Genomic DNA, 21,838 nt, shown 5'->3' with positions numbered 1-21,838 from the left:
TGGTTTTTTATTTTTCTCTTAAAAAGGCTCCCACGTTAGATTTTTCGCTTCGGCGAACCGATGCTCAACTTCTTTCCAATTGACCACTTTCCACCAGGCATCTACGTATTTCGCGCGTTCATTTTTGTATTGCAGGTAATAAGCATGCTCCCACACATCGAGTGGAAGCAGCGGCACTACATCCCACTGGCTCAGGTTTTGGTGCTTTTCAGCCGTTAAAATCTCGAGGCGGCGGGAGCGCGGGGACCAGACGAGAATGGCCCAGCCGACACCTTCCACGTTTTTCGCCGCTTCTGAGAAGTGCTTCTTAAATCCATCAAAACTCCCAAAAGAGTTTGTTATAGCTCTATTCAGCTCTCCTGCCGGGAGGCCGCCGCCACCCGGGGTCATCACTGCCCAAAAAATCGTGTGCAAATAGTGGCCGGCACCGTGAAAGGCGGCTTCCCGCTCCCAATGTTTAATCAAACTGAAATCGCCGCTCCGGCGTGCTTTTTGCATTTCTTTTTCGGCTTTGTTCAGCCCGTCTACATAGCTTTGGTGATGCTTATCGTGGTGCAGCTTCATAATTTCCTCAGAAATCACCGGCTCCAGGGCATTGTAAGCATACGGAAGTGGAGGCAGGCGGTGCCCTCCGATCGGCACAGGCTGCTTCGGCTTCGATTCATCTTTTTCCTGTTTGAAAGAGGACGGCTGCTGCAGTAAGTGGGGAAGCTGATTGTACAAAGCAGCAGCCTGGCTGCTTAGAGAGAGTGGGTCAACCGGATGTTCTTCTTCTGCATTCTTTTTTAAGGAAAGAAAAGCTGCTTCCCACTGATCCAGGGCTTTTTTATCAGCTGCTACCGCTTTTTCCCGGATAGATTTCCATTGCTGCTCTACATGCTTGCACCAATTTAGCAGAGTTGCCCGATACGCTTTTTCATGTGAAAACACTGCCTTACCTCCTTCATTTGCCTGTTAACAGGGTATGAATAGGAGGAGGGCAGTGTTCACGTAATAGCCGTTCTTTACTTGTATCTGGTCTTCATAAGACGCATAGAATTTAACACTACGATTAAAGTGGAGCCGACATCCGCAAATACAGCCATCCAAAGTGTAAGCCAGCCCGGGACGATCAGCAGCAGAGCAAGCAGTTTCAAACCGAATGCAAAAGCGATATTTTGCTTAATAATCTGGAGCGTTTTACGGCTGAGCGCAACCGTATAAGGGAGCTTCTCTAAGTCATCCGCCATTAAAGCTACATCCGCTGTTTCAAGTGCTGTGTCCGTTCCAGCGCCGCCCATCGCAATGCCAACTGATGCACTGGCAAGAGCAGGAGCATCGTTAATACCATCGCCAACCATCGCCACATGGCCGTACTGGGCACGAAGAGACTTGATGGCATCCAGCTTGTTCTCCGGCATTAATTCAGCCTGCACATCGGTTAAGCCAAGCTTTCTGCCGATGGAAGCCGCCGCTGCATCGTTATCACCTGTCAGCATCACCGTTTTTTGAATGCCCAGCTTAGCGAGTTTTTCTAAAACCGCCAGACTGCTTTGCCGAACCTGGTCAGCTGCGGCAATATAGCCTTTTATTTCTTCATCCGTTCCAACCAGCATCACCGTCTTTCCTTCCGCCTGCAGGGCTGAGATCGCTTCCCGGACTTTTTTCGTTACAGCAGGACCATCCTCAAAAAGAGCCGGGCTGCCAATGTAATAAACGGTTCCGTTTAAAGAAGCTTTCGCACCTTTACCCGTAAGAGATTGAAAATCATGGGCTTCAAGCAGTGATACTTTTTCAGCAGCCGCTTTGCGTAAAACAGCGGAAGCGAGCGGGTGCTGGGAAAACGTTTCAAGAGAAGCGGCGACAGATAAAAGCTCCTGCACGCTCATGTCAGAAACGGAAGCAATGTCGGTTACCTCGGGCTTTCCTTCAGTTAACGTGCCGGTTTTATCAAAGGCGACTACTTTTAAACGCCCTGTTTCTTCCAGGTGAATGCCGCCTTTGATTAAAACACCGTTTTTAGCTGCATTCCCAATCGCTGTGACAATGGCAACCGGTGTGGAAATCACCAGTGCACACGGACATCCCACGACAAGAACCGCAAGACCGCGGTAAATCCATTCCTGCCAGTCGCCCCCCGTAAACAAAGGAGGCAGTACAGCGACCAGGAAAGCAATGGCCATAATGGCCGGCGTGTAATACTTGGCAAAACGGTCGACAAATGCCTGAGAAGGAGCGCGTTCAGCCTGAGCTTCTTCAACTAAGTGGATAATTTTAGCGATTGTTGTATCTTCGGCAAGCTTTGTGACGCGTACTTCTAAAAACCCTTCTTCATTGAGGGAGCCGGCAAACACTTCATCGCCTTCTTCCTTGGACACCGGAATGGATTCACCGGTAATCGCCGCCTGGTTAATGGATGAACGGCCGCGAATGACCTCGCCATCCATGGCAACCTTTTGTCCAGGCTTCACGATCATAATGTCTCCGATTTGAATATCTTCAACAGCCACTTCAAACTCACTGCTGCCCCGTTTAATCAGCGCGGTATCCGGTGCAATATCCATAAGAGAGCGGATAGACTGTCGGGCTTTGTCCATTGAGTATCCTTCTAGCGCTTCACTTAGGGCAAAAAGAAATACAACAACAGCGCCTTCTCCCCACTCGCCAATAATTGCTGCCCCAATAATGGCAACGGTCATTAATGTTTTCATATCGAATTCAAAGCGGATTAAATTGTTTAAGCCGACTTTGAATAAATCGAAGCCGCCGATTAAAATGGAAAGCGCAAAAAGAGTAATGGTTACGATACTGCTTTCGCCGGCGGAAAAAGTGGAAATATAACCGAAGAGCAAAAAGAACAGCGAAACGATCGTGTTTTTATTTTCACGCTTTTGCCAGAATGGAACTCTTCTTTCCTTGACCTTTTCGCGCTCGGGGTATACTTTGATTCCGTCAAACGCACCGGCAGCTTCAAGCTGTTCAACGGATGCATCACCGATAATCGCCACTTTGGATGCGCCGAAATTCAGCTGGACATCTTCTACCGTTTTAATATCACGAATGTTTTTTTCAAACTTGGCCGCGCAGTTGGTGCAGGACAATCCCTGAAGCCGGTAAACATGTTTCCTTTCCTCACTCATTTTCCTCAGTCCTCTCTGGAATGCTCAAGGGCAATGCTGACAAGCTGATGGACGTGGTCGTCTTTAACAGAGTAATACACCATTTTTCCTTCTTTCCGATACTTGGCGAGTCCCATATTGCGAAGCAGGCGTAAGTGGTGGGAGGCGGTAGCAGTTGTAGAACCAATAATTTGCGCCACATCGCAGACACACAGCTCTTCTTCGAGCGTCAGCGCGTATACGATTTTTAAGCGGGTGGCATCAGACAAAGCTTTAAACAGCAGCTCTACACCGGTTACTTCATCTATTTTCGGCTGGACCCGGCTGACGACTTCTCCATTGAAACAACTTGTTTCACAGGCATCATTTAGGAACTTTACGGTTGTTTTTTGGGTCATTTCAGCACCTCATTCAAATAGTTGTTTGATTGTATATTTTTAGTGTATGCTGGAGGTGAAAAAAAGTCAATTTTACATTCAAATAAATGTTTGAATGTAAAATGAAAGATGCAATTAATCAAAAGAAAGTGTGAGAAAACTGCTGTATACATGGATGATGTTTTTATTAGCTGGAGCAGCTGAAATTGGCGGGGGCTACTTGATTTGGCTCTGGCTGAGAGAAGGAAAACCGTTCACATGGGGAATCATTGGCGGTGCAGCCCTTGTGCTGTACGGCATTATCGCCACTTTTCAAACCTTTCCATCATTCGGGCGCGTGTATGCGGCATATGGCGGCGTATTTATCGTGTTATCCGTTTTGTGGGGATGGGGTGTCGATAAAAAAACACCGGATGTATATGACTGGATTGGCGCTGCCATCTGCCTTGCGGGTGTTGCCATTATGCTGTGGGCACCGCGTTCATAAGGAAGAAAAACAACATCCGGAGAAGGTATATCCTCTCCAGATGTTGTACGGCCAGGATCGTTTCTATTAATCAGGCTGCCATATTCCTGCATGCTTCTGCACATGTAAAGCACGCCTGTGCACATGCCTGGCAATGGTCGTGGTCGTGCTTTTGGCATTCATTACCGCACGCTTCACAAATATCTGCGCAAAGCGCACAAATTTGAGCCATAAACGGGCTGTTGCGCTGCATCGACTGCACGGCCAATGCACAAAGATCTGCACATTCGCGGTCCAGTCGAATGCAGCCTGCCATCATTTTTACGTCGTCTTCCTGCAGGCATTGGTTAAAGCAGTGATTACAGGCTTCTAAACACTCCAGGCAGGCTTGAATACAGTCATATACATTTTGATTCATCACTTTCCTCCTCCTTTTGAATGGGCACAATATTACTTTAACCGTCCTTTTTTTCTTTAAACGTAAACACAAACTTTATTCATTTTGCTTTTTTTGCTGCTTTCTTTCCCGGGTATAAGGCTGTTGAAAAAACAACAAAAAATAATAATGCAAAACAGTTTACATACAGTAGGGGGGTATGGTAAATTTAAAATAAGGAGGCGGGGACATGGAAGAAATCGAAGCTCATGCCTGTGACAATATATCTGAACGGAAAAGCCACCATTCTGAGGCGGTAAAGAAAAATTTAATTACAAGGCTGAATCGCATCGAAGGCCAAATCCGCGGTATTAAAGGGCTCGTTGAAAAAGATGTGTATTGTGATGATATTATTACCCAGATTTCCGCTACGCAATCGGCGCTAAACAGCGCAGCAAAAGTTTTGCTTGAAGGCCATTTGAAAAGCTGTGTAGTCGAGCGGATTCAAGAAGGCGATGAAGAAATTGTAGAGGAGCTTCTTGTAACGATTGGGCGGTTAATGAAAAAATAACGGAACGGAGCGATTAACATGGAACAAACAACATTAAATGTACAGGGTATGTCATGCGGACATTGTGTAAAAGCGGTAGAAGGAAGCGTTGGCAAGCTGGAAGGTGTCGAGTCTGTTGCTGTTTCTTTAGAAAACAGCCAAGTAGACGTGAAGTACGACGGAGCAAAAGTAACAATTGATGAGATTAAAGAAGCAATCGACGACCAAGGATACGACGTCGTTTAAAAAGCGCGTGCTGACTTCCATCAGCACGTTCTCTTCGGCAAAAAATATACCCCGTGTGGGTATGAGGAGGAAAGGGAATGAGTGCCTCGCAAAAAGAAACAAATATGCAGATTACCGGCATGACCTGTGCCGCCTGCGCCACCCGGATTGAAAAAGGGCTCAATAAACTGGACGGCGTTGAGCAGGCAACGGTGAATCTAGCGCTTGAAAAATCAACCGTTCGATATGATCCATCCAAAATAACTGAAGCTGACCTGCAGAAGAAAGTGCAGGATCTCGGTTATGAGGTTGTCTCGGAAAGGGATGAATTTTCGATTACCGGCATGACCTGTGCTGCCTGCGCCACCCGAATTGAAAAAGGATTAAACAAGCTGGACGGCATTCAAAATGCAACTGTTAACCTCGCTCTTGAGCGTGCAACGGTTCAATACAATCCGTCTGCTTTATCACCGGCAGATATTATTAAAAAAGTGGATTCACTCGGTTACGGTGCTGTATTAAAAGAAGAAAGCGACAAAGAATCCATTGATTACCGGCAAAGAGAAATCAAAAAGCAGACAATAAAGTTTATTGTTTCCGCTCTTTTATCTCTGCCGCTTTTATGGGCGATGGCCGGGCATTTTGGTTTCACATCGAATCTTTACGTTCCAGCACTTTTCATGAATCCATGGTTTCAGCTCGTTCTCGCCACGCCGGTACAATTTATCATTGGCAGCCAGTTTTATATTGGGGCATACAAAGCTCTGAAAAACAAAAGTGCCAATATGGACGTTCTTGTAGCGCTTGGCACCTCGGCGGCGTACTTTTACAGCTTGTATTTGTCGTTTGAGTCCCTGGGACACAGTGGACACGCACTAGAGCTTTATTATGAAACAAGTGCGATTTTAATTACGCTGATTCTGCTTGGGAAATTATTTGAAGCAAAAGCGAAAGGGCGTTCATCCGAGGCGATCAAAAAATTGATGAGCCTGCAGGCAAAAACAGCGATTGTCGAACGCGGCGGAAACGAAATAGAAATACCGCTCGAACAAGTGGTGACAGGCGACTTGATTCATATCCGGCCTGGTGAAAAAGTACCAGTTGATGGCATTGTTACAGAGGGACAGTCTGCTGTCGATGAATCGATGCTGACGGGTGAGAGCCTGCCGGTCGATAAACGCAAAGGTGATGAAGTGATTGGCGCCACGGTCAATAAAAATGGCTTTTTAAAAATAAAAGCCACGAAAGTCGGACGGGACACTGCGCTTGCGCAAATTATCCGCACAGTCGAGCAGGCGCAGGGATCAAAAGCGCCGATTCAGCGGCTTGCGGATCAAATTTCCGGTATTTTTGTTCCTATTGTCATCGGCCTGGCTCTTTTAACGTTTCTTATTTGGTTCCTCCTTGTTGAACCAGGTAATTTTGCTGAAGCACTTGAGAAACTGATTGCCGTGCTTGTGATCGCGTGCCCGTGTGCCCTTGGTCTGGCTACTCCAACATCCATCATGGCGGGTTCAGGGCGGGCAGCAGAATACGGTATTCTCTTTAAAGGCGGCGAGCATTTAGAAACGGCGCACAAAATCGATACGATCGTGCTCGATAAAACGGGAACTGTTACAAACGGGACGCCTGTTTTAACGGATGTGATCCCATATGAAATAGAAGAAGCCGTTCTTCTTGCCCTGACAGGTGCGGCTGAGAAGCAGTCGGAGCACCCGCTTGCCCAGGCGATTGTAAAAGGCATTTTGGATAAAGGCATTGAATTGAAACCGGGTGAGCAGTTTGAAGCGATTCCGGGCTTTGGTATTCGAGCTGCAGTGGAAGGAAGAGATGTGCTGGTTGGAACACGCAAGCTGATGAATGAGAAAAACATCAACATACAGGGCGCCGGAGAAAGCATGGCAGCTCTTGAGCGGGAAGGGAAAACCGCGATGCTTGTGGCTGTGGATGGACGATACGCGGGTATTATTGCGGTAGCAGACACCGTAAAAGCAACGTCAAAAGAAGCGGTACGCCGCTTAAAAGAAATGGGTCTTCATGTTGTGATGATGACAGGAGACAACGAGCAGACCGCCCAGGCAATTGCCCGTCAGGTCGGTATTGACCACGTGATTGCGGAAGTACTGCCAGAAGGCAAAGCGAACGAAGTGAAGAGGCTGCAGCAGGAGGGACGGCATGTTGCCATGGTCGGTGACGGCATTAATGATGCACCGGCGCTTGCCACAGCCGATATCGGCATGGCGATCGGCACCGGAACCGATGTGGCCATGGAAGCGGCCGATATTACCTTGATCCGCGGCGACTTGAACAGTATTGCGGATGCGATCCTGATGAGCAAAAAAACGATTCGGAATGTGAAACAAAACCTGTTTTGGGCATTCGGCTATAATACGCTTGGGATTCCTATCGCAGCACTTGGCTTTCTGGCTCCATGGCTTGCCGGCGCAGCAATGGCTTTTAGTTCAGTTTCAGTAGTCGTAAACGCCTTGCGCCTTCAAAAAGTTAAACTGTAAAAAAGAAAATTCAATTCTGCGTCTATGGCCGGAAAAATCGGCTGCTGGCCGGATTCTAGTCCGCGATGGCCGGAAAAAAGAAAATCCGGCCATGCTGTAAGACTTTCCGGCCCGGATTTTTATTTTCCGGCTTAAAAAAGAATCTTAAAAGTGTAGACAAAGTTAGAAAGCCGCCTCTGTAAAAAGAGGCGGCTTTTTTATCGTTAAAGCTGAACGGTTTCTGAGCCGGCGGCTTTTCTCGGCCGGGCAGCGTGAAACCATTGCGCACAAAACAGAATGACCAGGATAAGGTCAAATGCATCTCCGCCGTAATACATCAGCATGCTGCCCATTTCTGCTTGAGCGGAAGAAACACCAGCCGGCGGATGCGCATAAAGAAATTTGGATAAAATGCCGTGCCCGGCCAGTGCGAGCAGGAGGACAGCAGCTCGGAAGTGAAAAGACCTGCGATGGGGCGCCGGGTCAATGCAAAGAATAGAAGCAGTAAATACGTAACCAGCCAAAAACACATGGAAATGAACAAATATATGAATCAGCACATTTTCCTGCATGTGTGTATACAAGCTGGTTGTATAAAGCAGCCAAAGTCCGCCGATGTTTAACACAAACGCCGTTATAGGATCTATGGCAAAACGAAGCAGCCGGCTTTGAAGCAGCCGGGACAAGCGCCGCGCCTGCTCTACAGGCAATGTCCGCAAAATCAGCGTGATGGGCGCGGCCAGCACCATAAAAAGAGGAGCCAGCATGCCAAGAAGCAGATGGCCGGCCATATGAGCGATAAAATTCATATGGGCTTTTTCCGCCAAAGGACCAATAACCGCTGCCAGGGAACAAAGTATGCCGCCTGTCCATAAAACAGTGCGGAAAAGCGGCCAGGACGAATAGCGGCGGCTCGAATGAAAAGCGGCCCAGACGTATAACAGGAGTGCGGCCGCAAAAGGTAAAGCGAGCCAAAGGGAGGCAGACAGAGCTGCCTGCATATGATGCTCATTGTGCATTCCGTTCACCTTTTTTCGTGCGGATAGCAAGAGCCGCTCCAATTACCATCATCAAAACCGCGGTCGTGTTCCAAACAAGGTCATACATCCATACATTCTCCACGTAACGAATTTGGTGAAGGCGCATAAGCTTGTGCTGAACGGTACCGTCGTAAAGCTGGAATATACCGGCACCCAGCAGCACGCCACCGATCCACTTTTTTAAGAGAAGCCTATTACGACGGCGCAGATCCGCAAACAGAAACAGCCCGCCTACAGTAGCGAACCAGCTGAACGCATGAAAAAAACCGTCAGAAACGAGCCCGGCGCTTGTTGTGGATTTGTCATAAAAGTGATGCCAGTGAAGCAGCTGGTGAAAAACAGCTTCATCAAAAAAAGCAACAAAGCCAATACCGAATAAAAAGCCCGACCAGAGATTACGCCTCGAAAAATGGGAAGAGCTGCGGACTTCTTCAGAGTGGACAGCCATAGAAAACTCCTTTCTGCCGTTCATATAATCAGCCTATCTGTTTTTGTTGTACCCATACGCTGGAAGATTCATTCTTTTATACGAGAAATTGTTTCTCCTAAAATGAACCATATATCTATCGGAAGAATAAAAGAGAATGATATAATAAAAATATTCTGAAATTAAAAAGGGTGAAAAAATGGCGCTTCTTCACTGTCAATTCTACTCCGACGTTTTACAATTAAGTACATCCATGACGGTTATTCTTCCCCAGCAAACCCATTCACAGATCGGCATGCAAAGCAAAAAAAACAGCAGTAAACATCAGACACTTTATTTGCTTCATGGACTGAGTGATGATGATACGATCTGGACACGCCGGACCTCTATCGAACGGTATGCAGCGCCGCTTGGACTTGCGGTTGTGATGCCGCAGGTGCACCACAGCTTTTATACCGACATGGCGTATGGAAGCCGGTACTGGACGTTTTTAACAGAGGAACTGCCGACCATAACACAATCTTTTTTTCCATTATCCGATGCCAGGGAGGATAATTTTGTGGCAGGGCTCTCAATGGGAGGCTACGGAGCGTTGAAATGGGCACTGTCACAGCCGGAGCGGTTTAGCGCAGCAGCCAGTTTGTCCGGAGCGGTCGATATTGTAAGCCGGGTGGAAGAGGGAAGCCGTGACCATTTGTTTGAGCTTGTTTTTGGAGACGGGCAGGTAGCCGGCACAAAGCATGATCTGTTCACACTGCTGGAAACAGCACAGCACGCCGCCGAGAAGCCGGCCCTGTATCAATGCTGCGGCACAGAAGACTTCTTGTATGAAGACAATCTCCGTTTTAAAGAAGCATGTGACAAAACATCTTTTGATGTAACGGTACAATTTGATTCGGGATCGCATGAGTGGGGCTATTGGGACCGGAAAATTCAAGATGTGCTCCGCTGGCTTCCACTGAAAAACTAACTTCATGGGGGGAAAGCTATGTCAACAGCACGCGTTATAACGGGAATTTGGAGAAAGCATGAAGAAACAAAAGAAAATCCGAAAGAATCCTCGCTTAAAACCCGCTATTACCGGAAAAGCCGCGAGTCGCTCATTAATGATATAAAGAAGGTTGTGCAAAACGGTAAATTCGCCGGGTGGGCGCTGTTGAATGAAGATGTGGCTAGGGGAGAAATCATGCTTGAAAAAGGAGCATACGGCATGGTTATCACCATTTATAAAATTACGCCGATGCAAGCTGCCATTGATGTCTACTGTTCAAAAGAAGGAATGCTCGGTGACTTTGGAAACAGCTATCGGTACATCCTTGAATTTTTCAACGCGCTACGGACAGAAGCAGAGCCGGAATCTTAAAAAAGCAGCTGAGTAAAGCCCAGCTACTTAGTATGTAGACAAAGTCTTTTGCTTTTAAAAAAGAGCCGGTAAGTGAAGCCTGCCGGACTTCGCGCCCCTTAGGGCAGTGCGGGGGCCTCCTCGGCTGCGCCTGCCGGGTCTCCCGACTCACTGTACTTCCCGCAGGAGTCTTCGTCCGGCAAGCTTCACTAAGTGGTGTTGAAAATCCATAAACAAAGAACGAATAGACATTTTCTCTTTTTTTAAACAGAAAGATACAACCTTATTCGCTCTATACAATCTTGTCGCAAGCCACTTAGCGGCGGGAGGGCAGTGCAGACTCCTATGGGACTAGCAGGCAGCAGAGACCGGTGGAGCCGCAGGCGAAGTCGGGCTCAGCGCCTGCCCCATGGAAAGCGGAGCTGCCTGGACGCCGCCGATCCATCCCATTCATGTGCACGGTCATCCATATCATTTGTCTACAGTCTGAGCAGCTGGGTAAAGCCCAGCTGCTTTTTTTTGTAGTCTTGCATGAAAATTTAAATAAGCGCTACAATGTACGAAATTAGAATCAAAGAAAGAAGGAAGCAGGATGGCAACCATTTTAGATGTAGCGAAGAGAGCCGGTTTATCGAAAACAACCGTATCCCGTGTAATCAACAATCAGGATTATGTATCTGAAGAAAACCGTGCCCTTGTTCTGCAGGCGATGAAAGAGCTCGATTATCATCCAAACCCGGCTGCCAGAAGATTAAGAGGGCAGCTGACGATGACAATTGGAGTTGTGGTTCCAGCTGTTACCGACCCCTTTTTCGCTTCTTTAACCGCAGCTGTTGAGCAAACGGCGTATGAAAAGGGCTATAAAACGATGATATGCCAGAGCAGCGGAGACAAAGAAAAAGAACGTCTTTTCTTAAATCTGCTGAAAACAAAGCAGGCAGACGGTATGATCATAGCCGCTTTAGAAAACGATTGGAAGGATGTTCAGCCGTTTGTGAAGCACGGCCCAATTGTGCTGTGCGACGAAGATATTCTCGAATCGTCTGTTCCGGTTATTAAGTTTGATCAATTAAATGGAACGTATGCAGGCATTAAACATTTGATTCAACAAGGGCATCAAAAGATTGGTTATTGCACCGGCGCTCTTTTTGCTGAAAAAGGAAGAGACAAGGACCGCAACCAGGGCTACCAAAAAGCAATGGCAGAAGCAGGACTTTCTATTAATCCTGCGTGGATCTTCGTCGATCGGCATACAACCGAAGATGGAAAGCAGCTGCTTACTCATGTGATGAATATGGAAGATCGGCCTACTGCTGTTTTTACGGGAAGCGATGACATTGCTGCCGGCATGATCACACAAGCAAACGAGCAGGGGGTCCGCGTTCCAGAAGATCTGGCGATTATGGGTTTTGGCAACCAGCCGATAGCTCAGTGGATCACTCCGACATTAACAACAATCCAACAGCCTGCTGATGGCATGGGTCAAAAAGCGACCCAGGTCATATTAGAGCTGCTTCACAACAACCAGGCAGAGATGGAGCAATATGAGCTGCCGAGTGACATTATTGTTCGGAAATCTACTTAATTGCGGGATTTTTTCCCGCAATTTTTTAAAAAACAGTATGGGAACGATACCAACGCTGATTTTATAGGGGTTATATTTTTAAAAATAGTTTATTCCAATTTATTGAAAAAGGGAGTAAAAGAGCTGAAAAACCGCATCTGGGAACGATACCATAGGTGAAAATGAAGGTTTTAAACTAGTTTTATAACTAGAAAAGCGGGCTTTTTCATAAAAGGGCTGGAGAGAAGGTTTGTTTCCTGAAAAATGAGCTTTTTCTCGTACAATTAAAATAGTGGACATTCTTTGGAGGAATACGTACATAATGAGAAAGAGATCGAGATGATATTGAGGTGACGGGGTCATGTATAAAGCAATTGTTTTAGATTTGGACGGAACAACATTAACAGAATTTAACACGGTGAACGATACACTGACGGATTATGTGGCAGAACTTCGGCAAAGCGGCATGCTCGTGTTTATTGCTACGGGCAGGACATTAAAAGAAGCAAGGGATGTGCTGCCGCCTCGTTTTAAAGTAGACGGCATCGTGACAGCCAACGGTATGTCCGCTTTTTTAGGCGAGAAACAAATTTCACAGCACGCATTGCCGCCGGAACTGGTGCAGAAACTGGCCTTGAAGGCAGGAGAATGGGGCATTTATTATGAAATTCATCCGAACGAGGGACCGCGGACGGCACTTGAGAAAGACCAGGCGTTTATGACAGAGATTGCAACAGAGCCGAAGCCTGAAGCCGTTCACGAGAATGAATGGCTGTCCCGCCAGGAAGCGGTTCAGTCTAAAATCCGGTGGACGAGTGAGCTGCATGCCGAGAATGCAGCGAAGATTTACTTTTTCAGCCGGGACAAAGCGGTAATGGATGGATGGAAGGCAGAGTTGGAACAGGTAAAAACAGATATCGCTTTTACGACTGCTTCGTCTACACACCATAATGTGGAGGTAACAGTAGAAGGAGTTTCAAAAGCAACGGGTGTGAAAAAGCTGCTTGATCGCTTTTATTTGAACAGGGAAGAGATATTGGCAGTAGGCGACGGAGAAAATGACCTGCCGCTTTTCGAGCTGGCCGGTTATTGTGTGGCCATGAAAAACGCCACGGATTTTGTGAAGCAGCAGGCAGATGAAGTAACAGAGTTTTCGTATAAAGAAGATGGATTGTACCGCTTTTTAAAGAAAAAGCTCATCTAAAAAAATAAAGAGAAAAGCCTAAAGGAATTTATCCTTTAGGCTTGAGAGTATAGACAAAATAAGAAAGCAGGCTGATTGAAAACGTCTGTCTCTCCAGGAGCGTCGCCGGCTGGGAAGCAGAGTGACCTTTTCGGGGCCATGAGCATACACAGCAGGCAAGTGACGCTGAAAGCGGGCGTTTGTCAACAGCCTGAGCCTAAAGGAGTTCACCCTTTAGGCTTTTCGTGTTGGTTAAGACTGTTTGCGGAAGCGAAGTGCTGCCACAGTAGTAATAGATGCGAGCAGCAAGCCGGCTAACAGCCACATATATGGCATATTAGATTGAGAGCCGCCAAGGCCGGTTTGCGGCATTTCTTTCGGCATTGCTTCGCCGGAGAACTTATCCGGGAACTGGTCCACAATAGCCGCGGATAATCCTGCGGCCGGCATGCTCATGTGGGCGTATGCTTCACGGATGGAGCTGTATGCTGTTTCATAGTCACCCGCAACGTAGGAGTCAAAAGCCCGGAGCAGCTGATCCACGTGCATCGTCAAGCCTTCTTCAAGGTCTGCTGCCGGTACGCGTCCTTGTGTGGCTGTATCAAGGAAAGCGGCCTGCTCTTTAATGTACTCATCAAGGTCTGCTTTTGCTGCTTCCTGGGCTTTGGCATCTTTTGTACCTGTCGCTTTCACGTAATCCACAAAATAGCCGATATGGGAATTCCAGATTTTTGAAAACTGAGCTCCTGCTTCTTCACCGTAAACAGATGCTACAGCGGCAGACAAGTCATCTGCGTTAGCAGTCAGGGCTGCAGCAGCCTGCTCAAAGCTTTTCGCTCCATCGGCTCCGTCCTGCATCGCCATAGCAGCCAGGCCGGCATGCTCGGTAAATACAGAGTTTAATTGCGAGCGAAGGTCAATGGCTGGTGTGTCAGGATTCGAGTTTTTAAACTTGTCCGGGAATTGACCAGCAATGACAACTGATAATGTTTCAGCAAACATGCTCATATGATGGATGGCTTCGCGTTCATGTGTGTATGCCGTTTCAAAATCGCCTGCTGTGTATGCATCAAATGCGCCGACGAGCTGGTTAAGGTGCATGGACAGCCCTTCCACAAGCGCTGATTCAGGAAGGCGGTCTTCTGTTGCTGTTGCGAAAAAAGCAGCTTGTTCTTTTTTATACTCTTCCAATTTATCAAGTGCTGCCTGTTTCGCTGCTGCATCCCCAGCGCCTGTCGCTTTCACATAGTCAACAAGATAGTTGATGTGAGAATTCCAGATGTCTAAAAACTGTTTTCCGGCTTCGTCTCCATAAACGGATGAAACAGCAGCGGCAATATCATCGGAGTTGGCCATAAGCGCCGCGGCCGTTTGGTCAAAATCTTTTGCACCATCTGCGCCTTTGCGCATCGCTTCAACCGCTAGAAAAGCGTGTTCTGTTAAAGCGGTATCCAACGTGATGCGAAGCTCTGCTGCTGGTGTTGCTGTACTTTGTGAAGCGGCTGCTGCTTTGTTTTGATGATTCATTTCATGATGCTGTTCACCGCTGTCTGCAAATGCGGCAGTTGGAACAACGAGTGAAAATGCAAGCGGGGCGATAAGGAATTTTTTGTTCATTTTTCTTTTGTTCAAAGTAAACCTCTCCTTTTTTAACATAGGATTTGTTGTTCTTGTAACAGCTAACGGAAGAAGATTTGGATTGGATCACTTTTTTATAAAATTTTTTAAAAAGAAAAAATAAAAAAGAAAAAGCAGCGTGCAGTAAGAAAATATTGTTTTATAGGGAGCACATTTGGTTGTTTCCGTAAGAACACAAGTGGGTATGGTGGGGGAGGGGGGTGGGCCTATTGTCTGAATTAAGTCGTGATCGCATAGAACAATTGTATGGGAAATATTCATTGTTAATATGGAATGTTGCCCATGCAGCTTTGAGAGATACATATTTAGCGGAGCGAGTCGTTAGACTTGTTTTTCAAGAAATAAGAAGAAGCCCGGATAATCTAGGAAACGAAAAAAAGCAATCTATTTACTTTGTGAAACTGTGCCGGGAAAAAATCATGTATATTCAAGCAGAGGCTCAAAAAAAGCGTGAATGATAGCCGCCAGACAGCGGGCCTTCATTCACGCTTTTCGGTTAAGAAAGAAAAACAGCTCCGTAAATAAGTGAAGACAGGACGACCAGGCCGGGGTGGATTTTTCTTTTTTCCATCAGCCAGTAGCTGCCTGCCGCCAGAATGAAAATATGCAAAGGGCTGATTTGAACGTATGAGTCGAAAAAAGCTTGAAATGCCATCACGCCAAGTAAAACAGCAATAGTCGGCTTTACATAAGCGGTCATTCGTTTTACACGCGGGGAGGTCCGGTTTTTATACAAAATGCCCATTAAAGAGATCATTAATAGAAGAGAAGGCAGTACAGTGGCCAGCACCGCCAGCACGGCACCCAGCCAGCCTCCTTCCTGAAATCCGATATAACCGCCCATCTTCGTGGCGATGGGGCCGGGCAGTGCATTGCCCATCGCGAAAGCTTCGTTAAATTCCTGTACGGTCATCCACCCATAGCGGTCCACGACTTCTTTTTGAATAAGCGGAATTGTAGCTGGGCCACCGCCGTAGCCAAGCAGATTCGTCATGAAAAATACCCAGAAAATATGCAAATAAATCATGCGGGCCGTCCTTTCTTTTTGTCAGCTGTTTTATCTTTAACCGGCTTAAAGAAAGCAAACAGCAACAAAGTGGCAATTAAAATAGCAGGATGAATATGAAGAAACTCAATCAATAAAAGTCCAATCACAACATGAACAGCGACCGTTCCCCACTTCAATCCTTTCATCGAGCTTTGAAGAAAGTCTTTTGTTAACACGGCCAGCATGATGCCGACGACGGGCAAAACACCCCGTGTCATTCCTTGCACCCAGGCCAGGTCTTTAAAAGCCGTTAAGGTCGTCAGGAGAAAAATCATTAATAAAATGGTCGGCAGAATGGTTGCTAAAATCGCATTGATCGTGCCCAGTACCCCGCCGACCCGGTATCCGATATAGCCGGCCATTTTTGTATTAATGGGGCCTGGAAGTGTGTTGCCAATCGCTAAAATATCTCCGAATTCTTCATTATCCATCCATTTAAACCGCTCGACCACTTCTTTTTGAACAAGTGGGATGGTCGTCGGGCCGCCGCCGTAGCCGAGCATGCTGCTGCGGAAAAAAGCGATAAAAATATCGAGCTGCTTCATAAAAACATCCTTTCTATCATCGTGGTGAAAGTGAAACACGTTTAGAAGAGATTTTGTATTGCCAAACCAATTGTATTGTTTAGTACATCTTAACATTCGAATTGTAATAAAAAAAGATAAAATGATTACGTTTCGAATAAAATCTATGGAAGATTTTCTGCCGAAAATGAACAAGAGGCTGTTTTTTTTCTTTATGCTGTTCCTATCAATTTATGAAAAGGGGCACCGTACATGAAAAAAACACATCCTGCAGTTGTTATTTTTCTTTTTTTCCTTGGCTGGGTCTTTATGTATGCAGATCGGAATATTCTTTCACCTGTTATGGGAAGTATCGGTGAAGAGTGGAGCCTTGATAAATCGCAGCTTGGTTTAATGTCAACTGTGTTTTTCGCTGCTTATGCTGCGATGCAGATTCCAACCGGCTTTTTGGCAGACAGGTTTGGTCGTGTAAAAGTGCTGGTCATCGGCTATTTAATATTCGGCGTGGCAACTTATTTAAGCGGGATGGCGACAACCTTTCTTATATTTTTAATGATGCGCGCGCTGACGGGGCTTGGAGAAGGAACGTATTACGGCTCCCAGTACGGCATTTCTTCTACGATTACACCTAAAAAATACCGGGGCCTTGTATCGGCCCTGATCAACAGCGGGATGGCCTTCGGTATTTCACTTGGTTTTATGGCGTCCAGTTATTTTACGTACACTTTAAATAAAGGATGGCAGTATCCGTTTTACGTGTTTGCGGTACCGACTATTATCGTTGCTATTTTAATTGCGGTTTTTGTACGGGATGACACACATAAGAAAAAAGAAGCATCAGCGGAAAAAGCAGAAAAGCTGGATATGAAAAAACTGTTTACGAAAAATCATATTCTTGTCTATGTGCTTATTTTCTGCTCGCTTTATGGATTTTTCGGCATGCTCACATGGCTGCCTTACTATTTGCAGACGGTCAGAGGTGTAGAAGCTTCCCAGACAGGTATCATTGCTTCATTGGTGCCATGGGCGTCCATTCCAGGCGCTATCTTATTTGGCTTTTTGTCCGATAAAATTAAAAACAGAAAGCCGTTGATTATTTCACTGGCACTGGCCGGAGCTATCTGTCAATTCGCCATTCCATATACGGAAAACTACTCGCTTTTGCTTGTAGGTCTTGCCCTATACGGACTGCTTGGAAAACTGGCACTCGATCCGGTGCTGATCTCGTATATGGCTGATATTACACCGCCTTCTATGTATTCAAGAGTGTACGGTTTTTTTAACTTCAGCGGCATGCTGTCTTCAATTTTTGCTCCCTACATTACCGGCTTTTTTGCAGATGTGACCGGGAAATTGGAGTTTGGTTTTTATTTATCAGGGGCACTGCTTATTTTCGGAGCGATTATGTTCCTGTTTACCGATCATAAAGGCAGCCAGGAACAAGAAGGTCAAGAATTTACAGAAAGTGAGAAAGTGGTGTAAAGAAAGGAGACAACAAAAAAAGAGGCTGCCCAGCAGCCTCTTTTTCATATGTGAAAATCGTTTGCTATGTGATTACAGTTTCATGCCCATTCGGCTTTTGTACCGTTTAATTAAAATCTGGCAGTCAACACTTACGACGCCCTGAAGCGGATACAGCTTTTCTGCTAAAAAGCGCTCCATCTCCTGATTGTCTGTAAAAATCCCGTGCATATGAAGCTTGCTGGGACCGGTCATATGATACAAGCTTGTCACAGCCGGTTCATTTTGAAGGTGGTCAGCCACTTTTTCTAAAAATTGAGGCTCTACTTCTACATTGAAAAAAGCAGATACGTGCATACCGATCTTTGCCGGATTAATGACGGTTGTGAATTTTTCAATGACACCCTGCTCCATTAAGTTATTAATTCTGGCTTGAACAGCAACACGGGAGAGGTCCACTTGCTTTGCGATATCCGTGTAGGAAATGCGGCTGTTTTCATGCAGAATAGACAAAATACGTTTGTCTATTTCGTCAATATTCAAGTCGGGAATGCTGTATTTTGATAACATACTGTGTCAGCTCCATTATAAAAGTAGTGCGCGTTTAGTGTATCACGATCTGTTTATGTGTATAAACTTTTAAGCAGAAAAAGACCGATCGCCAGCTTCTATCATAGTGGAACGAGAAAAAAGAATACACCCGTTTGGCAGGTTTTCTGTCCATAAAAAAAAGAACCTGCTCAGGCAGGTTCTTTCAGACTGTAGACAAATTATAGGGATGACTGGGCCTATGAATGGGATGGATCGGCGGCGTCCAGACAGCTCCGCTTTCCATGGGGCAGGCGCTGAGCCCGACTTCGCCTGGCGGCTCCACCGGTCTCAGATGCCCGCTCGTCCCATAGGAGTCTGCGCTGCCTTCCCGCCGCCAGTGGCTTGCGACAAGATTGTATAAAGCTAACAAGGTCGTATCTTTCTGTTTAAAAAAGAGAAAACGTTTATTCAGTCTTTGTTTATTGCTCTTCAACACCATTTAGTGAAGCCTGCCGGACGAAGACTCCTGCGGGAAGTACGGTGAGTCGGGAGACCCCGCAGGCACAGCCGAGGAGGCTCCCACACTGCCCTAAGGTGCGCGAAGTCCGGCAGGCTCCACTTATCGGCTCTTTTTTAAAAGCGAAAGACTTTGTCTACACATTGAGAGAACCTGCTCAGGCAGGTTCTTTTTTTATAAAAAGCGCTGGCGTACTTCCGGTGATGGAAGCATACAGTGGTCGCTTTTTTTGCCAAACCATTTGTACCGGTTTGCCGCCACATAATCATATACGAGATTACGAAGCGGTGCTGGAACGGCTACCAGCGCATAAAGCAATTTCCATGCTCCATCCAGGCGGCGTGCTACCCTTAAAGCAGCAGTTGATTTAATATAAGCCTGTCCATCTTCTACAAGCACAAAACTATCAAGGTTTTCCGGTATATTGTGCTCTTTTAGCAGCTTTTGGCCGACATCGCTTTGAAGCGATGCGTAATTAAAATAGCCTTTCGAATCACGCTGTATAATAAATTGAACGCTAGCATCGCAAAAATTACAATCCCCGTCGAATAAAACGATTGCTGTCATGATTAAATTCCTCCTCATTTAAGCAGTCTGCTCTTATTAGTCTAACCGATTTTTCCCCTCTTCAAACTATAGACCAAAATGGAGGTGATTCAGGACAAAAGTTTAATTAAAAAATACTCATTATTTTTCCGGTAAAGTTTATAAGGTATCCAAAAAGGGGACTTAAGTAATATTCGCTATTTTTAGTGTTTATTTTTAATAAAAAGGAGTATATACACATGCCGGAAAGCTGTATTGAATGCCGGGTTCCCATTCGATTTTATGAACCGGGCCGCCTGTTTATTTCAAATGAGAAAGATTGGTCATTTGTCGATTTTCAAACGATGAAAGAAGCGGAGAAAAAGCTTCAAACTGTTCAGGAGAAGCAGGAAGGGACGTTAATAGGCGGGATCGGGCGCCCGGATGACGAGGCGCCGCTTCGCACCGCACCCATTAGAGAAGTGGCAGAATGGTTTTCTCACCAGGAAGTGATCCGTGTCATTGAAAAAGGGCAATTTGTCAGCTTTCTCCAGCCGATTGTTGACGCAGGCACCGGCAGCATATACGGATATGAATCGCTTCTGCGGACAAACAAAGAAGCTGCAATCCCGCCGGGCCGTCTGTTTGCTGCCGCTCAAAAGCTGGGCATGCACTCCTACTTGGATAAGCAGGCAAGAGAAAGTGCCATCATTGCCCGTAAAAAATACATCCGAAATGGACAGAAAAGCTTTATTAACTTTTTGCCTTCCACCATTTACAATCCGGAATTCTGCCTGCAGCATACGTTTCGGATTATCGAAAAATACAATGTAAATCCTGGCGATCTTGTGTTTGAAGTGGTTGAAACGGAGAAGATAGAAGATATTGAGCACCTAAGAAAAGTGCTGAATGTTTATAAGCAAGAAGGCATTAAAGTAGCGCTTGACGACGTCGGGGCCGGTTTTTCTACGATTGAAATGCTTGAGAAGCTAAGGCCGGACTACATTAAAATTGACCGTTCGTATGTCTCATTTTGTGATCAGGACGGGGATAAACAATTATTTATTGAAAGAGCGCTGAAAACGGCGTCAAATCTGGGAATTAAAACACTCGCAGAAGGCATTGAGCGCAAAGAAGAATATGAGTATTGTCTTGCGGCAGGCATCCCGCTTGTGCAAGGATATTACTTTGGAAAGCCCTCTGCAGAACCTGCAGCGGGTTAAAAGAAAAACCGTCCAGATTAAGAGCTGCTGGACGGTTTTTTGAGTGATTGGCTAAACACGAACACGCCTGCTGCTACAAGAAGAAAGCCGGTCCCTATGAAGCCTTGCAGCGGGGAAAGAGCAAGAGCGCCGGTTACGGAAGAACCTGCCACCACGCCAAGTGAGAAAAAAGCATAAAAGCAGCCGTACGCCCTGCCCCTGCTTTCCACTGTGACAGCGTCCACAAGCAGGGAATTAATCGAAGGAAATAAAAAAGCGAAGCCGACTCCATATATGGCCATTATGCTATGAAGAAGGACAGGCACTTCCGCCTGGCTGATAAGCAGAAGGCTCACGCCCATCATGGCCGCTCCGAACGGAAACGTTTTTTCCGGCCTTAGCCGGTCAAACAGCCGATTAACCGGAGAAAGAAAAACAACAATGGCTGTTAATCCAAACGTGCTGAGGAGCAGGCCGCTTGTCTGCGCTCCATAGCCAAGCCGTTCTACTTTAAGCGGCAGCATATAAGCAAGCACCCCTTGGGAAAACATAAGCAGAAAAGCGCCGATAAATGCTTTGCGTACAAGGGGGCTTCTGAAAAGGACAAGAAGCGGAACGCTCGCTGTTTGAGGTGAATGAGGAACAGCGGGCCGCTTTTTTTTCAGCATCACCATGGCTGTGCTCCCAAGTACCGCCATTATCACCCCTATGACGGTCAACACATATATTTCACTTGTGCGGCTGGCTAAAATGCCGCTGAAAGCTGGACCGGCAATGGCCGCTATGCCGATAAAAGCACCGGAAACAGCAGCGCCCTGGCCTTTTTTTTCATTTGCCGTATGATTAGCCAAATAAGTAAAAGCGGCTGGCGTAATGAACCCGGCAGCCAGGCCATGAACAAAACGAATGAAAAGCAGTGTCCATGCGTTTACAGCTGCCCCATAAAAAAACAAGGCTGCACCGGTCGACAGCAGGCCGATAACCAAAACGGTAAAAGGCCCGAGCTTGTCCGTCCAAAAGCCGGACAGTATATTGCCGATTGTATTAGAAAAAGAATACATGCCAACAGTCAGTCCTATTAAGAAGGGCGCCGCACCGAGTGATTCGGCAAGCGGACTCATAATAGGCAGCTGGGCAAAAAGGTCAAAAAAAGAAAAGAAGACAATAAGATAAACAAACGCCCGCATCATCGGCCGCCTCCGTTCGATCAATCGCTCATTTTACTATAGCATGGGCCAGGAACAAAAAGAAA

23 protein-coding genes are annotated in these 21,838 nt (G+C 46.4%); 11 read left to right on the top strand and 12 right to left on the bottom strand.

From position 1 onward, the window contains the following. Positions 1-18 precede the first annotated feature (18 nt). The 3 genes from RRU94_RS24910 to RRU94_RS24900 form a co-directional block, all read right to left on the bottom strand. Positions 19-930: a superoxide dismutase gene (locus tag RRU94_RS24910; protein WP_410493002.1), complete on the bottom strand. Its 912-nt coding sequence runs from the start codon at positions 928-930 to the stop codon at positions 19-21. A 74-nt stretch (positions 931-1,004) separates the two neighbouring features. Continuing rightward, complete coding sequence (locus tag RRU94_RS24905) at positions 1,005-3,119, bottom strand: heavy metal translocating P-type ATPase (RefSeq protein WP_315693514.1); 2,115 nt, start codon at positions 3,117-3,119, stop codon at positions 1,005-1,007. Between the two features lie 5 nt (positions 3,120-3,124). Next, the gene (locus tag RRU94_RS24900; protein ID WP_315693513.1) at positions 3,125-3,496 is read right to left on the bottom strand and encodes an ArsR/SmtB family transcription factor; all 372 of its coding nucleotides are present in this window, start codon (positions 3,494-3,496) and stop codon (positions 3,125-3,127) included. A gap of 142 nt (positions 3,497-3,638) precedes the next feature. On the opposite strand from RRU94_RS24900, the gene RRU94_RS24895 reads away from it, so the two are divergent. Continuing rightward, entirely contained in the window at positions 3,639-3,962 is a 324-nt protein-coding gene (locus RRU94_RS24895; protein ID WP_410493065.1) for a YnfA family protein, read from the top strand. Between the two features lie 70 nt (positions 3,963-4,032). Here RRU94_RS24895 and RRU94_RS24890 read toward each other — a convergent pair whose 3' ends face one another. Next, on the bottom strand, positions 4,033-4,359 hold the full coding sequence (locus tag RRU94_RS24890) for a four-helix bundle copper-binding protein (RefSeq protein WP_315693512.1): 327 nt from the start codon (positions 4,357-4,359) through the stop codon (positions 4,033-4,035). A 208-nt stretch (positions 4,360-4,567) separates the two neighbouring features. On the opposite strand from RRU94_RS24890, the gene RRU94_RS24885 reads away from it, so the two are divergent. The 3 genes from RRU94_RS24885 to RRU94_RS24875 all read left to right on the top strand — a co-directional run bounded on the left by RRU94_RS24885 (position 4,568) and on the right by RRU94_RS24875 (position 7,605). Beyond that, on the top strand, positions 4,568-4,888 hold the full coding sequence (locus RRU94_RS24885) for a metal-sensitive transcriptional regulator (protein ID WP_315693511.1): 321 nt from the start codon (positions 4,568-4,570) through the stop codon (positions 4,886-4,888). 18 nt (positions 4,889-4,906) lie between these two features. Next, the gene (copZ, locus tag RRU94_RS24880) at positions 4,907-5,113 is read left to right on the top strand and encodes a copper chaperone CopZ (protein ID WP_242235179.1); all 207 of its coding nucleotides are present in this window, start codon (positions 4,907-4,909) and stop codon (positions 5,111-5,113) included. A gap of 77 nt (positions 5,114-5,190) precedes the next feature. Further along, a complete protein-coding gene (locus tag RRU94_RS24875) occupies positions 5,191-7,605 on the top strand; it encodes a heavy metal translocating P-type ATPase (RefSeq protein WP_315693510.1) in 2,415 nt (804 codons plus the stop codon). A 203-nt stretch (positions 7,606-7,808) separates the two neighbouring features. Here RRU94_RS24875 and RRU94_RS24870 read toward each other — a convergent pair whose 3' ends face one another. Both RRU94_RS24870 and RRU94_RS24865 read right to left on the bottom strand, forming a co-directional pair. Next, positions 7,809-8,603, bottom strand: coding sequence for a cytochrome c oxidase assembly protein (locus RRU94_RS24870; protein WP_315693509.1), 795 nt, complete (start codon positions 8,601-8,603; stop codon positions 7,809-7,811). Then, positions 8,593-9,072, bottom strand: a complete 480-nt coding sequence (locus RRU94_RS24865) for a DUF2243 domain-containing protein (protein ID WP_315693507.1) — start codon at positions 9,070-9,072, stop codon at positions 8,593-8,595. The genes RRU94_RS24870 and RRU94_RS24865 overlap by 11 nt, the downstream gene beginning before the upstream one ends. A gap of 178 nt (positions 9,073-9,250) precedes the next feature. On the opposite strand from RRU94_RS24865, the gene RRU94_RS24860 reads away from it, so the two are divergent. The 4 genes from RRU94_RS24860 (at position 9,251) to RRU94_RS24845 (ending at position 13,161) form a co-directional block, all read left to right on the top strand. Next, positions 9,251-10,021 (top strand): alpha/beta hydrolase, encoded by a 771-nt coding sequence (locus RRU94_RS24860; protein ID WP_315693506.1) that lies wholly within the window; start codon positions 9,251-9,253, stop codon positions 10,019-10,021. A gap of 18 nt (positions 10,022-10,039) precedes the next feature. Continuing rightward, positions 10,040-10,414, top strand: a complete 375-nt coding sequence (locus RRU94_RS24855) for a hypothetical protein (protein WP_315693504.1) — start codon at positions 10,040-10,042, stop codon at positions 10,412-10,414. A gap of 571 nt (positions 10,415-10,985) precedes the next feature. Next, a complete protein-coding gene (locus RRU94_RS24850) occupies positions 10,986-11,978 on the top strand; it encodes a LacI family DNA-binding transcriptional regulator (protein WP_315693503.1) in 993 nt (330 codons plus the stop codon). 340 nt (positions 11,979-12,318) lie between these two features. Continuing rightward, a complete protein-coding gene (locus RRU94_RS24845; RefSeq protein ID WP_315693501.1) occupies positions 12,319-13,161 on the top strand; it encodes an HAD family hydrolase in 843 nt (280 codons plus the stop codon). Positions 13,162-13,392: 231 nt separating this feature from the next. Here RRU94_RS24845 and RRU94_RS24840 read toward each other — a convergent pair whose 3' ends face one another. Continuing rightward, positions 13,393-14,772, bottom strand: coding sequence for a copper amine oxidase (locus RRU94_RS24840; RefSeq protein ID WP_315693500.1), 1,380 nt, complete (start codon positions 14,770-14,772; stop codon positions 13,393-13,395). A 215-nt stretch (positions 14,773-14,987) separates the two neighbouring features. Here RRU94_RS24840 and RRU94_RS24835 point away from each other — a divergent pair, with 215 nt between their 5' ends. Then, a complete protein-coding gene (locus tag RRU94_RS24835) occupies positions 14,988-15,236 on the top strand; it encodes a hypothetical protein (RefSeq protein ID WP_315693498.1) in 249 nt (82 codons plus the stop codon). A gap of 38 nt (positions 15,237-15,274) precedes the next feature. Here the strand turns inward: RRU94_RS24835 and RRU94_RS24830 are convergent, their stop codons facing one another. Both RRU94_RS24830 and RRU94_RS24825 read right to left on the bottom strand, forming a co-directional pair. Further along, the gene (locus RRU94_RS24830; protein WP_242235193.1) at positions 15,275-15,805 is read right to left on the bottom strand and encodes a chromate transporter; all 531 of its coding nucleotides are present in this window, start codon (positions 15,803-15,805) and stop codon (positions 15,275-15,277) included. Continuing rightward, positions 15,802-16,371, bottom strand: coding sequence for a chromate transporter (locus RRU94_RS24825; protein WP_315693496.1), 570 nt, complete (start codon positions 16,369-16,371; stop codon positions 15,802-15,804). The genes RRU94_RS24830 and RRU94_RS24825 overlap by 4 nt, the downstream gene beginning before the upstream one ends. A gap of 231 nt (positions 16,372-16,602) precedes the next feature. Here RRU94_RS24825 and RRU94_RS24820 point away from each other — a divergent pair, with 231 nt between their 5' ends. Then, positions 16,603-17,832: an MFS transporter gene (locus RRU94_RS24820; RefSeq protein WP_315693495.1), complete on the top strand. Its 1,230-nt coding sequence runs from the start codon at positions 16,603-16,605 to the stop codon at positions 17,830-17,832. A 72-nt stretch (positions 17,833-17,904) separates the two neighbouring features. On the opposite strand, the gene RRU94_RS24815 is transcribed toward RRU94_RS24820, so the two are convergent. Together RRU94_RS24815 and RRU94_RS24810 are read right to left on the bottom strand one after the other, a co-directional pair. Then, positions 17,905-18,381: a chromate efflux transcriptional regulator ChrS gene (locus tag RRU94_RS24815; protein WP_309090699.1), complete on the bottom strand. Its 477-nt coding sequence runs from the start codon at positions 18,379-18,381 to the stop codon at positions 17,905-17,907. A 652-nt stretch (positions 18,382-19,033) separates the two neighbouring features. Next, complete coding sequence (locus RRU94_RS24810) at positions 19,034-19,426, bottom strand: thiol-disulfide oxidoreductase DCC family protein (protein ID WP_315693494.1); 393 nt, start codon at positions 19,424-19,426, stop codon at positions 19,034-19,036. Positions 19,427-19,644: 218 nt separating this feature from the next. Between RRU94_RS24810 and RRU94_RS24805 the strand changes: the two genes are divergently transcribed. Continuing rightward, on the top strand, positions 19,645-20,607 hold the full coding sequence (locus RRU94_RS24805; RefSeq protein ID WP_315693493.1) for an EAL domain-containing protein: 963 nt from the start codon (positions 19,645-19,647) through the stop codon (positions 20,605-20,607). A gap of 17 nt (positions 20,608-20,624) precedes the next feature. On the opposite strand, the gene RRU94_RS24800 is transcribed toward RRU94_RS24805, so the two are convergent. Next, entirely contained in the window at positions 20,625-21,773 is a 1,149-nt protein-coding gene (locus tag RRU94_RS24800) for an MFS transporter (RefSeq protein ID WP_410493064.1), read from the bottom strand. Positions 21,774-21,838 lie beyond the last annotated feature (65 nt).

The sequence above is a fragment of the Domibacillus sp. DTU_2020_1001157_1_SI_ALB_TIR_016 genome (assembly GCF_032341995.1).
GTDB lineage: Bacteria > Bacillota > Bacilli > Bacillales > Domibacillaceae > Domibacillus > Domibacillus indicus_A.
The sequence above is the reverse complement of the archived record's forward strand: the minus strand, read 5'-3'. Positions and strand labels throughout refer to the sequence as shown.